At 69.3% G+C, this 12,848-nt stretch carries 13 protein-coding genes; 4 read left to right on the forward strand and 9 right to left on the reverse strand.

Annotated features, from left to right (window positions below):
* Positions 1-818: lipoyl synthase (lipA, locus tag VNE60_04925; protein HVB30853.1), on the reverse strand; the 818-nt coding region annotated here is incomplete at its 3' end.
* A 231-nt stretch (positions 819-1,049) separates the two neighbouring features.
* Between lipA and VNE60_04930 the strand changes: the two genes are divergently transcribed.
* Positions 1,050-1,277, forward strand: a complete 228-nt coding sequence (locus VNE60_04930; GenBank protein ID HVB30854.1) for a hypothetical protein — start codon at positions 1,050-1,052, stop codon at positions 1,275-1,277.
* Between the two features lie 134 nt (positions 1,278-1,411).
* On the opposite strand, the gene VNE60_04935 is transcribed toward VNE60_04930, so the two are convergent.
* On the reverse strand, positions 1,412-2,371 hold the full coding sequence (locus VNE60_04935; protein ID HVB30855.1) for a hypothetical protein: 960 nt from the start codon (positions 2,369-2,371) through the stop codon (positions 1,412-1,414).
* On the reverse strand, positions 2,368-3,108 hold the full coding sequence (locus VNE60_04940) for a glycosyltransferase family 2 protein (GenBank protein HVB30856.1): 741 nt from the start codon (positions 3,106-3,108) through the stop codon (positions 2,368-2,370). The genes VNE60_04935 and VNE60_04940 overlap by 4 nt, the downstream gene beginning before the upstream one ends.
* Before the next feature lie 107 nt (positions 3,109-3,215).
* Between VNE60_04940 and VNE60_04945 the strand changes: the two genes are divergently transcribed.
* Complete coding sequence (locus VNE60_04945; protein HVB30857.1) at positions 3,216-3,950, forward strand: hypothetical protein; 735 nt, start codon at positions 3,216-3,218, stop codon at positions 3,948-3,950.
* Here the strand turns inward: VNE60_04945 and VNE60_04950 are convergent.
* A complete protein-coding gene (locus tag VNE60_04950; protein HVB30858.1) occupies positions 3,904-4,662 on the reverse strand; it encodes a gamma-glutamyl-gamma-aminobutyrate hydrolase family protein in 759 nt (252 codons plus the stop codon). The genes VNE60_04945 and VNE60_04950 overlap by 47 nt on opposite strands.
* A 138-nt stretch (positions 4,663-4,800) precedes the next feature.
* Here VNE60_04950 and VNE60_04955 point away from each other — a divergent pair, with 138 nt between their 5' ends.
* Positions 4,801-5,364, forward strand: a complete 564-nt coding sequence (locus VNE60_04955) for a hypothetical protein (protein HVB30859.1) — start codon at positions 4,801-4,803, stop codon at positions 5,362-5,364.
* 151 nt (positions 5,365-5,515) lie between these two features.
* Positions 5,516-7,084: a hypothetical protein gene (locus tag VNE60_04960; GenBank protein HVB30860.1), complete on the forward strand. Its 1,569-nt coding sequence runs from the start codon at positions 5,516-5,518 to the stop codon at positions 7,082-7,084.
* 68 nt (positions 7,085-7,152) lie between these two features.
* Here VNE60_04960 and VNE60_04965 read toward each other — a convergent pair whose 3' ends face one another.
* The 5 genes from VNE60_04965 to VNE60_04985 are packed head-to-tail and all read right to left on the reverse strand — an operon-like array spanning position 7,153 to position 12,811.
* On the reverse strand, positions 7,153-8,259 hold the full coding sequence (locus VNE60_04965) for an ABC transporter ATP-binding protein (protein HVB30861.1): 1,107 nt from the start codon (positions 8,257-8,259) through the stop codon (positions 7,153-7,155).
* Positions 8,256-9,278: an ABC transporter ATP-binding protein gene (locus tag VNE60_04970; GenBank protein ID HVB30862.1), complete on the reverse strand. Its 1,023-nt coding sequence runs from the start codon at positions 9,276-9,278 to the stop codon at positions 8,256-8,258. The genes VNE60_04965 and VNE60_04970 overlap by 4 nt, the downstream gene beginning before the upstream one ends.
* Positions 9,271-10,167, reverse strand: coding sequence for an ABC transporter permease (locus VNE60_04975; protein HVB30863.1), 897 nt, complete (start codon positions 10,165-10,167; stop codon positions 9,271-9,273). Before VNE60_04975 ends, VNE60_04970 begins: the two co-directional genes overlap by 8 nt.
* The gene (locus VNE60_04980) at positions 10,157-11,122 is read right to left on the reverse strand and encodes an ABC transporter permease (protein ID HVB30864.1); all 966 of its coding nucleotides are present in this window, start codon (positions 11,120-11,122) and stop codon (positions 10,157-10,159) included. The genes VNE60_04975 and VNE60_04980 overlap by 11 nt, the downstream gene beginning before the upstream one ends.
* Positions 11,123-11,125: 3 nt before the next feature.
* Positions 11,126-12,811, reverse strand: coding sequence for a peptide ABC transporter substrate-binding protein (locus tag VNE60_04985; protein ID HVB30865.1), 1,686 nt, complete (start codon positions 12,809-12,811; stop codon positions 11,126-11,128).
* Positions 12,812-12,848 lie beyond the last annotated feature (37 nt).

Below are 12,848 nucleotides of genomic sequence, written 5' to 3' on the forward strand. Positions count from 1 at the left end.
CCCGCGTCGCGGAGCTGGTTGAACTCGGCGGGCGTCACGTAGCGGTCGAGTGCGATATGCCCGTCGGAGGGGCGGAGATACTGCCCCAGCGTGAGGATGTCGACGTCTACGGCGCGCAGGTCCTGCATGACAGCCACGACCTCCTCGTTCGTCTCGCCCATGCCAAGGATGATCCCGGTCTTCGTGGGAATGTGGGGGGCGAGGCGTTTGCTGGTGCGAAAGATCTCCATCACGCGTTCGTAGCGGCCGCCGGGGCGGCAGCGCTTGTAGAGTCGCGGAACGGTCTCGGTGTTGTGGTTGTAGATGTCCGGCTCCGCCTCGAGTACGGTGCGAATGGACTCCTCGCGCCCCTGGAAGTCGGGTACGAGCACTTCGACGGAGGTGTCGGGGGAGACGGTCTTGATCTGACGGATCGTCTCGGCAAACGCCCAGGCGCCGAAGTCCGGCAGGTCGTCGCGGTCCACCGAGGTGAGGACGACATGCTGCAGGTGCATGTTGCTGGCGGCCTGTCCTACGCGCTCGGGCTCGGTGGTGTCGTACTTGGGAGGGCGGCCGTGAGCGACGGCGCAGTAGGCGCAGTTCCGCGTGCACACGTCGCCCAGGATCATGAAGGTCGCGGTGCCGTGATCCCAGCATTCGCCGACATTGGGGCAGTGGGCCTCCTCGCACACCGTGTGGAGGTCCAGGTCGCGCATCAGATGTTTCAAGTGCACGTAGTTCTTGCCCCCCGGGGCTCGAACCTTGAGCCAGGATGGCTTGCGGTCGGGGAGGGGATCGGCGCGGTGCCGCCCCATGATCTGATAAAGGGCTTCGCCCATTGGATCGGTCTGGTTGAGTGCCGGGCTGAATTTAGGGTCTGGGGCGGCTCAATGGTAGCGCTTAGTAACCATTAAATATAGCTTTAGAAGGTTACCGAGCCGGGCAGGGCACTCGAAACTCGACCGAGGCGCTTGCGTAGGGGCAGAGGGGGGGAACGCAGGTGGCATGGAGTGCGTTCGACGTGTTATGGTTTACCGGAGCCTGCGGGCGCCGCGCCAAGGGGAGGGTTCATGATCCGCACCATCTTTACCATCGGGTTGTTCGCGCTGGCGGGGCTGTTCGTGCTCCGGCTGGCGTTCGGGCTGTTTGGCACGCTGTTCGCGATGTTGCTGATGCTCTTGGGGCTGGCGGTCAAGATCGCGATCGTGGGCGTGGTCGTGTATCTGCTCCTTCGGATTTTCAGTCCCGCCACGGCGCGCAAGCTGCGCGAGCGTTGGTCGGGGACTTCGGTGAGCTAGACGACACGCGCGGCGCGCCCGGAAATCGCGCAGCGTGTGTGGGGGCGGCGGATGTGGCGAGTGTTGCCGCATCCGCCGTTCCTGTTTTGGGTAGGAGCGTAGGACGGAAAACTGCGGCACGCCGTCCTACCGTCCTACTCTCCTTCTCTCAGCGCTTCCAGCACCGCCCACACGAGCAGTGGCACCATGAGTTCATGATGCCCCGTGATCTCATAGCCGGCGCCGCTCTGGAGCGTTGGCCGCTGGACGACGTTGACGCGCGGCCGATAGTGGCGCTGCATGTCGAGATCGCAACTCACGAACCCTTGCGGCCTGCCGCCGTTCAGGTTGCGAGCGATGGTGAGCGCCTTCAGGAATACTTCCGGCATGATCACGGCGCTGCCCAGGTTGAGCACGACGCCGCCCTCGTCGAGGTGGAGCACCGAGGCGGCCAGTCGGCGGAAGTCGCGGTGGCTGGTGTCGCCGATGGCGGCGCCGTTGGCCGCCGGATGCTGGTGGATGATCTCGGCGCCGATGGCGGCGTGCACCGTGGCCGGTATGCCGAGCCGGTGCGCGCCGAGCAGCACCGAGAGTTCGGGATGGGCGAGCTTCTGCTCCGCATCGAGCGCCACGGCGAGCGCTTCGCCCATACCCATGCGGGCCTCCATGCCGGCCACGAATGCGTCGTTCATGCCGCGCCCGGTCTCTTCGGCCATCCCGAACGTGCCGTCCTTGAGACCGGCGGCAACATCTTCGGACGTGGCGCCGAATCGCGCGATCTCGTAGTCATGGATGGCGGCCGACCCGTTCATCGCGAGGTGCGTGACGACGCCGCGTCGCATGAGTTCGATGAGCAGCGGCGCCAGCCCGGTCTTCACCACGTGGCCGCCGAGCATGGCCACCACGCCCCGGTCGCGACGCTTGGCATCGGCGATGGCCTGCACGACGCGCTTGAAGTCGCGCGCCACGAGCACATCGGGGAGGGCGTCGAGGAACGCGCGGAACGACCGGTCGTTGCCCGGCGGGTGCGCGAACTCCGAAGCATCCACTTTGTTGGGGCGGCGCGCCACCGGCACGGTGTGCACGGCGTGCAGATCGGCCTCGTCGTACTTCACGGCGTGGCCGGGCCGCGCGCGCGCAGGGTACGGGCCATGCGGAACAGATTCAACGCGTCGTTCCACGGGCGCACGCGGCTCTCCCGCGGCCGCAGGTCGTAGCGCGCGTCGAGCGATACCGTCTCGATGCGCCGCGCGAACGGGGCGGCGCGCACGAGCAGTTGGACGTTGGCCGCCCAACCCTCAGCCTCGACGATGGGACGGTCGCCCGACGCCTTGATCAGATCACGGATGACCGCGATGCGGTACAGCCTGAGCGAGCCGAACGGGTCCTGGACGCCGGGGACGCTCGAGAAGGGGCGCAGGATCCACGGGGCCACGCGGCGCAGCCGGCGGGCCGGCGTGGGCAGCGCGGCCGGCGACCGCTCGGCGACGACCAGGTCGGCGCCCCCTTCGAAGCGCCTGATGAGTTCCGGCAGGTGCTCCGGCACGTCGGTGAAGTCTCCCTGCATGGTGATCATGGCGTCGCGGCGCGGATAGCGGGTGCGCTGCGACACCGTGCGGGCCAGCGCGTCGAGGGCCGCCGCGTAGCCGACGTGCGTCTTGCCCCCGAGCACGGTGAGCGGGATCACCTTGTGGTACGGCTTCAGCACCTCGGCCGTATCGTCGGTGCTCCCGTCGTCGTACACTACGATCTCGTACTCGCGCGAATACTCCTGGAACACGTTGCGGATGCGCCAGAGCAGCAGTCCGATAGTCGGGACTTCGTTGTACGAGGGAATGCAGACGTAGAGCACGGATCGGAGACCGGTTGGGGAAGGCCCGGGGAAAGCTAGGCGCCCCGCGCGATGTGGGGTAGGGACCGGTATCAGGATCAACGAATGCACGGTCGAACGGAGGCGGCATGATTCAACCGGACACTCGGCGTGGGATGACGCGCGGCGACGCGCAACTGGCCATCCGGCTCATGGCCGGCGAGGCAGGGGGCGAGGAGGAGCGTGCGCTGCAGCAGCGTCTCGCCAACGAGGGGCTGGACGCGGTGCTCGACGATCCACGGCTTCCGGGGGCGCTGCTGCAGCAGCCGCTGGGCGCGATCGCGTCACTGCGGTTGTTCACCTACGTGCTGGTGCGGGCCGCCCTGTTGCGTCTGGGAGAGGCCGATCACGTGATCAGCGACTACATGGCGGCGCTCGTCCTGGAGTTCGGCGCACGGGGGCGCGCGGAACGGTGCAGCGAGGACGACGACGAGATATACGACACGCTGGCCGCGTTGCTGCGCGACGCCGAGGGGCGCGACCAGCGCCGCAACTACCACGTGCGCGCGCATCTCGGCAACTACGCGCTCTGGTTGAGCGGGTTGTTTCCCGACCACATCGAGTACCGGCGGTGGCGCCGCGGCGGCCCCCACGTGTCGTACTACGAGGAACTCGGACGTCGGGGATTCGCGATGGCTGCCGAGCATCCCACGGCGCGCGAGCAGGGAATGGCCGACCTGTTCGCCGCGGTGGCCGAGCGGTTCGTGACGCTGCGCGTGGCGCTCACCGGGTTCAGCGATACGCTTCTGTTTCCCAACGTGCACACGCCCGAGCGACTCATGCGCCAGGTGCGCGACGAGGCCCGCTGGCGGTGGACGAGCTGACGGCGGCCGCGAAGCCGCCGAACAGGGTACGGTCCCAGGTTTCGGGCGACTGATCCAACTCTTCCGGATGCCATTGCACGCCGACCATCCACCAATCGTCGCTGCCCCATTCCAACGCCTCGATGATACCGTCGCTGGAGCGGGCGCTGGCGCGTAGGCCGTGGCCCGGTCGATCTGCGGCCTGGTGGTGCAGGGAGTTCACGGTGATGCGCTCGCCGCCCAGCATGCGCTGCAAGGTGGTTCCGGATTCCAGCGCCACGGCGTGGACGCGGGCGGCGCGTTCGGGTCCGCAGGCGTGCGACAGCGCGCCGGGGACCTGGGACGGAATGTCCTGGATGAGCGTGCCGCCAAACGCGACGTTGAGGATCTGGGCGCCGCGGCAGATGGCGAGCGTGGGAAGACGGCGCGCATGCGCGGCGTGGATGAGGCCCAGTTCGGAGCGGTCGCGCGCGGGATTGGGCGATTCGGCCCGGGGGTGGGGCGCCTGTCCGTAGAGACTCGGGTCCACGTCTTCGCCGCCGGTCAGCACGAGCCCGTCCACCCGCTCGATGAGCGCTTCGATCGCCGCGGCGCTCAACGGGGGAACGACGACGGGGATCACGCCGGCGCGCTGGAGCGCGTCGACGTACCGCTGGTTCAAGCGGACTTGCGGGCGGTCGCGGACGACCTCGCTGGTGGCGGAGACAGCGACGACGGGAAGCAGCGGGGCCATGGAGTGAGAAGAGAGCGGTGGTGTGGTTGCGACGGCGCAGCGGACCACGGTATCGTACCGGGTCGGCCAGCCGTCGCGCTAGCGGTTCCCCTGCCGCGGCTACGGTCGAAACGCCTCCGCCGCCCACTTCGTAGGTGAATGGTGTTCGAGAATCTCCGTCAGTCGTTGAACGATCTCATGGCGCGCGCCACGAAGCCCGAGGAACGGCGCGACGCGCTGGCCCGCATGAAGGATTCCCTGGTTCACGCGAAGCTCGGGGTCGAGGACCTTCGGGGCGGCCTGGCCAAGACCCGCGAACGCCTCGATCAGGACCGCCGCGAACTGGAAACGGTGCGCCGTCGCAAGACGCTGGCCGAGGGCATCCACGACGAGGAGACGGTAGGGCTCGCGGCAAAGTACGAAGGCCATTACGCGGAGCGTGTGGAGGTGTTGGAGCGCAAGCTCGACGCGCAGCAAAGGGAGTTGGAGTTGGCCGAGCGCGAGCTCGAGGAGATGAACGGGGAGTTCCGGCGGTACTCGATCGGCGCGGTGCCCCCCGCCTCGACAGCGGGCCCGCCGCCCGATCCGCTGGCCGCCGAGACGGGCGAGGCCGCACGCGACGAATTGGACGCGCTGGCGCGGGCCCGCGACCGAGCGGTGCGCGACGAGGACGCCGCGCGCCGGCTCGAGGAGTTGAAGCGGCGGATGGGGAAGTCGCCCTAGGATGCGCGGGCCTTCGTACTTCGCGGCCGGGGTGCTGTGCGTTGCATGGGTGGGGGCCGCGAACGCGCAGGCCGCGCCACACAGCGTGCCCTGCCGGGGCCAACGGGTAGATGCGATCCGGATCGTATCGGAAGCGCCGTCGGTCACTGGCGTGCGCCGCCTGGCGGTTGTCTCGGACATCGCGCGGGCCGCCCACGTGACCACGCAGGCCGACGTGATCAGTCGCTTCCTTCTGCTGCACGTGGGCGACCCCTGCTCGGAGCGCCGGCGGGCCGAGTCCGAGCGCGTGCTGCGCGCCCAGCCCTTCCTGGCCGACGCCACGATCACGGTCGTGCCGAGCGGAAACGGCGGTGTGGTGCTGGACGTGCGGACCATCGACGAAGTGGCGCTCCTATTCAGTGCGACGGCGAACTCCAAGGGGCAATTGCTCACCCGAACCCGGCTCGGCGACGGGAACCTGGGAGGCCAGGGTGTATACGCGCAGGGCGACTGGTGGCACGAGGCCGGCCTCCGCGACGGATACGCGTTTCACGTCACGGACTATCAGTTTCTTGGCCGTCCGTACCAGGCCACGGCGACCGTGGCGCGCGATCCGTTGGGCGGACGGTACCACCTAGGCATCCAGCGCCCGTTCCTGACGGACGTGCAGCGCGTCGCGTGGCGCGTGCAGCAGGGCGAGGCGGACGACTACGTGCGGTTCGTGGATAACGCGGGGACGGTCCATGCCGACCGGCTGGGCCGCACGTACGGCGACATCGGTGGCCTGGTGCGGATCGGCGCGCCCGGGCGGCTGGCCCTGGTCGGGCTGTCGGTGTCGCACGAGGCGGAGCGATTGGATGCGGCCCCGATTCTCATCACGCCGTCCGGGGTGTTGCCCGATCCCACGGCCACGCTCGACGGTCGCTATGCGGCCCACTCGGCGTCGCGCCTCAATCTGCTCCTCGGCTACCGCAATCTGAAGTTCGTGCGGGACACGGGGTTCGACGCGCTGCACAATACGCAGGACATTCCAGTGGGCCTCCAGGTGGGCACGATGGTCGGCAAGAGCGCACCGTTTCTGGGATCGCGCGACCACGACATGTTGATAGGTGCCGACGTCTACGCCAGTGCCGCGTCGACGCACTCGGCGGTGCGGTTCGAGACGCTCGGCGAGGTACGGCGCGAGTTGGACAGCACGACCTGGGACGGGCTCCTGGGGAGCGGCCGGCTGGCTGACTACCAGAAGCTTGGCGCACGGCAATTGTTCCTCACGTCGCTGGAATGGAGCGGTGGCTGGCGCGTGCGCGTGCCCTTCCGGATGACACTGGCCGGCACCGACGGCGGCGTGCGGGGCATGGCCCAGGGCACTGAGCAGGGAGGGCGCCGCGCCGTCTTGCGCATGGAAGACCGCTTCGATCTGGGATCGCCGTCGGGGTCCACGGCCGCGTTCGGGCTGGCGGTGTTCGCCGACGCGGGGCGGCTGTGGGCGGGGGACGTGCCGTTCGGCGTGACGACGCCGGTGCGGTCGTCGGTCGGGATCAGTCTGTTGGCCGCGGTACCGGCGCGATCGGCCCGAATGTGGCGGTTGGACCTGGCGTTTCCGAACGTGCCGGGGCACGGGGTGCGGATGGCGCTCCGGCTGTCTTACGAAGATGGGACGATCATATTCTGGCGGGAGCCGCGCGACGTAGCGATGGCACGGGAGCGAAGCGTGCCGGCGAGTCTGTTCAATTGGCCATGATCGAGAGACAGCGCAGAGCAGGAAGCGCCGGGAAAGCGGTAGGACAGTAGGACGGCCCGACGGAGGACTTACGGTGCGGCGGTTCGGGGCGGCGTGGTGTGGAGCGCCGCGAGGGGAAGAAACCGTTCCGGCGGGCGAGTGCCACCCGCCTCCTGCTGCTGCTCCCACGACACGGCCGTGGGCGTCTGCTTGATACACGCCACGAAGTGGCCGGGCGCTTTCTCCTCGAGGGGCGGCACGAGGCGAGCGCAGGCGGCGTCCTTTGCCGGGTGCTGGCAGCGCGGGTGGAACACGCAGCCGGTCGGCGGGTGCGCGGGCGACGGGACGTCGCCCTGGAGAATGATCCGCTCGCGCGACGCCGCGGGGTCCGGCACGGGCACCGCCGACAGGAGCGCCTGGGTATACGGCATGAGCGGCTCCCGGTACAGATCCTGCGCCGCCGCGGACTCCACGATGTGCCCCAGGTACATCACGGCCACGCGGTCGGCGATGTGTTCCACGACCGCCAGATCGTGCGCGATGAACAGGTAGGCGAGCCCCCGGTCGCGCTGCAGATCGCTGAGCAGGTTGATCACCTGCGCCTGCACCGACACGTCGAGCGCCGACACCGGTTCGTCGCACACGATGAACGACGGCTCCACCGAGAGCGCGCGCGCGATGCCGACGCGCTGTCGCTGGCCACCGGAGAACTCATGGGGATAGCGGGTCGCGTACTCCGCACGGAGCCCCACCTCCTCGAGCAGCTGCCGCACCCGGCGGTCGGCCTCGGCGCCTTCGGCCACGCGGTGGATCGTGAGGCCCTCACGCACGATGGCGCCCACGGTCATGCGCGGATTGAGCGACGAGAACGGATCCTGAAACACGATCTGCATGCGCCGCCGCAGCCGGCGTAAATCGCCACCGCGCAGCGCGAGTACGTCCCGGCCATCGAAGCGCACGCTGCCGCTGGTGGGCTCGATGAGGCGGAGAATGGTACGACCCGTGGTGGTCTTGCCGCACCCCGACTCGCCCACCAGGCCCAGCGTCTCACCGGGCATGACGTGGAACGAAACGCCGTCCACGGCGCGAACAGGATCGGGGGCCCGGCCGAACGTGCGGCCGCGACGCGGGAAGTACTTCGTGAGGTCGCGGACCTCGAGCAACGCCGCGGCGGCGGATTCCGCGGGCGCCGTCACGCCGGCACCTCGCGCGCCGCGGGTGTGGAACCCGCTGCGCGGCGCGCCGGCTCGGCGGCGAGGTGGCAGCGGGAGAATTGCCGCTCGCCCACCGCGGAGAGATCGGGATGCTCGCGCTCGCACCGCTCCCACGCCGACGCGCAGCGGTCGCGGAATCGGCAGCCGGCGGGCCAGTCGGTGGGCGCCGGTACGGTGCCGGGAATGGTCTGCAGCCGCCCGCGCGACGTGCCCAAGCGGGGCATGGCGGCGAGCAGCCCGCGGGTATATGGGTGGTGCGCGTGCGCGAACAGGTCTACGACCGGTGCCTCCTCCACAGCTTCGCCGCCGTACATCACCACCACCCGCGAGGCGGTCTCGGCCACCACGCCGAGATCGTGCGTGATGAGCAGCACCGACATGCCGAACTGGTTCTGCAATTCCGTGAGCAACTCGAGGATCTGGGCCTGGATGGTGACGTCGAGCGCGGTCGTGGGCTCGTCGGCGATGAGGAGCGCCGGCTGCATGACGAGCGCCATGGCGATCATGACGCGCTGCCGCATGCCTCCCGAGAGTTGATGCGGATACTCGCGCGCTCGCTCGTCGGGGGCCGGGATTCCCACGCGGTCGAGCATCTCGACGGCGCGTTTCCATGCGGCGGCGCGCGACGCGCCGGCGTGGATGCGCGCCACTTCGGCCACTTGGTCACCCACCGTGAACACGGGATTGAGCGCCGTCATCGGCTCCTGGAACACCATCGCGATGCGGTTGCCGCGAATGGCCCGCATGCCGCGCTCGTCGAGCCCCAGCAGGTCGCGGCCCTCGAACACGATGCGGCTGCCGGTTTCGATGCGGCCGGGTGGTGCGACCAGCCGCAGGATGGAGAGCGCGGTGACCGACTTTCCGCAGCCCGACTCGCCCACGACGCCCACGGTCTCGCCCGGCGCGACGGTGAGCGACAGGCCATCGACGGCGCGTGCCACACCGGCCGTCGTGTAGAAGTAGGTGCGAAGATTTTCGATGGCGAGCAGTGGCTCAGCCATGAGCACGCTCCTGCGGGTCGAGGGCGGGACGTCCGGGAAGCTGACGCGGATCGAGCACGTCTCGCAAGGCGTCGCCCAGTGTGTTGAACGCCAGCACGGTGGCCACGATCGCCACACCGGGAAAGATCACCGCCCACCACGTGGACACGAACTGCTCGGCGGCGTCCTGGAACATCGTGCCCCAACTGGCTATCGGCTCGTGCACGCCGATGCCGAGAAAGGAGAGCCCCGCCTCGAGGATGATCACGTTGCCCACGGCGAGCGCGCCGGCGACGACCACGGGGGAGAGTACGTTGGGAATGATGTGGCGCCAGACGATGGCCGCCGGGCGGGCGCCGAGCGAACGCGCGGCGACCACGAATTCCCGCTGGCGGAGCGCCATCGCCTGGCCGCGCACGAGGCGCGCGACGTCGAACCATCCGGTGAGGCCGATGAGCAGCACCAGCGCCGCGAGCGGCAGCGGCGACCAGAGCGCGAGCACGGCGATGAGCAGCAGCACACGGGGAATGGAGAGGAAGGCGTCGATGATGCGCATCATCACCGCGTCCACCGCGCCGCCGGCGTATCCGGCCACGGCGCCATAGAGGGTGCCGACCGTGGACGAGACGAACACGGCGAGCGTGGCGATGGCCAGCGACACGCGGGCCCCGTAGAGGATCCGGGTGAGCACGTCGCGGCTGTAGCGGTCGGTGCCGAAGGGGTGCGCCCATGACGGCGGCAGGCTCTGGAGGGTCACGATGCCGAGCTGTTCCCAGGGGCGGTAGCGGGTGAGCCAGGGGGCGAACACGGCCCCGAGCACGAACAGCGCGATGACCCCCGCGGCGACACGGGCGCCTGGTGGCAGGCGGCGCCACGACCGCGCGAACCCGAGGCCTCGTTCAGCCGACACGGAGCCTCGGATCGGCAACGAGGTAGGCGAGATCGGCGACCAGACTGCCGGCGACCACCATCACCGTGCCCACCATCACGCCCGCCAGCACGAGCGGGTAGTCGCGCATGCCGATGGCGTTCACGGTGAGCCATCCCATGCCCTGCCACGAGAACACCTTTTCCACGAACACCGAACCGCCCAACATGGCGGGCAGGGCGAGGCCGACGAGTGTGATCGTGGGAATGAGGGCGTTGCGGAGCACGTGGCGGCGCAGGACGGTGCGGTCGTCGAGTCCCTTGGCGCGCGCCGTGCGCACGAAGTCGAGCGGGAGCACGTCGAGCAACTCGTTCCGTTGGAACCGCGCCACCCCGGCCGTGGTGAGCAGGGTGAGGGTGGCGGCGGGCAGCACGAGATGGCGCAGCCGGTCGAGCAGCGCCGGGAGCGGCGCCATATAGTCGTGCATCACCATGTTCACGGGATGGCCAGGCGGCAGGACCGGCCACCAGAACGCAAACGCGAGTAACAGGACGAGGGCGAGCCAGAAGTCCGGCAACGAGTAGAAGAACAGTGCCACGTGGCCGGCCCAGCGGCCACGGCGTGTCCCGCGGTGGCGGACCTGGAACAGGGCCAGCGCGATGCCGAGCGCGAACGATGCGACCACGGCCACGCCCATGAGGAGGAGGGTGCGGGGGAGCGCGTCGGCGATCGCGGCTCGCACCGGCTCGTGGAGCGACGTCGAATACCCGAAGTCCCCGCGCGCGAGGTTGCGCAGCCAGAGCCCGTACTGGGCCGGCAGGGGACGGTCGTACCCGAACTGGGCGCGCCACTGGGCGCGGACGGCGGGCGTGACGTTGGGCGCGTCGAATCCGAACGGGTCGCCGGGCGCGGCGTGGATCAGCACGAAGGCCAGAGTCGTCACGACCCACAGGACGACGATGGCCTGCCCGAACCGGGCCGCGATGCGACGCCCCACGCGCTAGGGCTTGGCCGCGCCGAGCCCGATCCGGTCGCGATCGATGCGGTCGGCCGTCGGGATCGTCCAGTCGGCGAGATGCGCCCACCACCCGTCGGTACGGAGGGCGGTGACGTGAAACCGGGCGTTGAGGATGCCGAGCGAGGTGAGGTCGTACAACCACACGGCGGGCACGTCGTCGGCGATCACCTGATAGGCGCGCACCGCGTAGCGTTTGGCCGCTGCCGGATCGAACGACGCGGTGGCGCTGTCGAGCAGGGCGTCGAACCTGGGATCGGCATACGACAGGTAGTTGCCGCCCGCCGGAATCATCGATGACGCCGCCCAACTCTGCGCGGCGCCGCCCGCATTGGGGTCGGTGCTGTAGGTGATCAACGCGGCGTCGAAATCTCCGGCCGTCTGTTTGGCGAAGAATGCCGGGAACGGTTCCGCGTCGAGGTCCACCCTGATCCCCACCTTGCGAAGCGCTTCCTGGATGAGCACGGCATAGCGCATCCGGAACGCGCTCGACGTGGGGACGATGAGCCGGATGGCCAGCGGAACCCCGTCGCGCCGCCGCATGCCGTCGGGGCCGGCCGTCCACCCCGCCGAATCGAGCAGGGCCGCAGCGAACCCGGGGTCGTGGTGCGGAATGCGGAGCGTGGTGTCGGCCGTGGCCAGACCGGCCGGGAAGGGGCCGTAGCCGATCGCGCCGAAGCCGCCGAACACGTTCTGCAGCATCGCATGCCGGTCGAGGGCCATCGACAACGCCCGCCGTACGCGCACGTCGTGGAGTACCGGATTGGGCTGTGCGTGGTGCTTGGGGTCGCGGAAGTTCAGCCCCAGAAAGCCGTACTGCAGCGTGGGCCAGGGGAACGCCCGGACATTGGAGTGTCCGCTAATGGCCTTGAGCTGTCCGGGTGTGGCGCTCTCGAACAGATCGGCCTGACCGCCGATGACCTGGGCAAAGGAGGCGTCGTTGTCGGGCGAGATCGCCCAGATGACGCGATCGAGCTTGGCGCGGCCGCGGTAGTTGGCCGTGTCGGCTTCGATCTCGATCCGCGAGCCGGGCTGCCAGCTCACGAAGCGGAACCGCCCCGAACCCACGGGATGACGGGCCAACTCCGACGTGGCCAGCTTCTCGGGCGGCACCGCGCCGTACACGTGCTCGGGCATGACCCACAGTTGATACGCGATGTCGAAGAACGATTCCGGCTCGCGAGCGTGGAACCACACGACGGCGTCGAGCGAGTCGAGCACGGTGGCCGAATCCACATTGGCGAGTGCCGCTGCGATGGGCGATGCAAGCTTGGGATTCTTGTAGAGCGCCACCGAGAAACGGACGTCGTTGGCCCGCACCGGCTGGCCGTCGTGCCAGCGCGCGCGGGGGTCGAGGTGGAAGACGATGGAGAGGGAATCCGGCGCCCACGTCCAGCTGCGGGCCAAACGAGGCGTGAAGCCCGCGTCGCCGAAGGTATTCATGTCGTCGCCGATCTCGGCGAGGTGATCGAACACGAGGTCGGTGACCTCGCGGCTCACGATGGTCACGGCGAGCGGCGGCAGCAGGTTGTCGGCGTCACCGGGCGAGGCAATGACCAGCGTCCCACCATCGGGGCCGGCGGCGGCGGGCGACGCCGGCAGCTCGCCTCGACCGCAGGAAGCGGCCAGCAGGATGGCGAGGGGGCAGGCGACGAGGCGCGAAAATCGCATGGAGTGGTAGGTTGGCGGGACGCGCGTGGAACGATTG

This window comes from Gemmatimonadaceae bacterium (assembly GCA_035533755.1).
In the GTDB taxonomy this organism is placed as follows: domain Bacteria; phylum Gemmatimonadota; class Gemmatimonadetes; order Gemmatimonadales; family Gemmatimonadaceae; genus JAGWRI01.

What these genes read in the sequence shown, in the direction of transcription:
- VNE60_04930 (HVB30854.1), top strand. Translation starts at nt 1,050, where the DNA reads ATGATCCGCACCATCTTTACCATCGGGTTGTTCGCGCTGGCGGGGCTG.
- VNE60_04970 (HVB30862.1), bottom strand. Translation starts at nt 9,278, where the DNA reads ATGGCTGAGCCACTGCTCGCCATCGAAAATCTTCGCACCTACTTCTAC.
- VNE60_04945 (HVB30857.1), top strand. Translation starts at nt 3,216, where the DNA reads ATGATTCAACCGGACACTCGGCGTGGGATGACGCGCGGCGACGCGCAA.
- VNE60_04955 (HVB30859.1), top strand. Translation starts at nt 4,801, where the DNA reads ATGGTGTTCGAGAATCTCCGTCAGTCGTTGAACGATCTCATGGCGCGC.
- VNE60_04985 (HVB30865.1), bottom strand. Translation starts at nt 12,811, where the DNA reads ATGCGATTTTCGCGCCTCGTCGCCTGCCCCCTCGCCATCCTGCTGGCC.
- VNE60_04950 (HVB30858.1), bottom strand. Translation starts at nt 4,662, where the DNA reads ATGGCCCCGCTGCTTCCCGTCGTCGCTGTCTCCGCCACCAGCGAGGTC.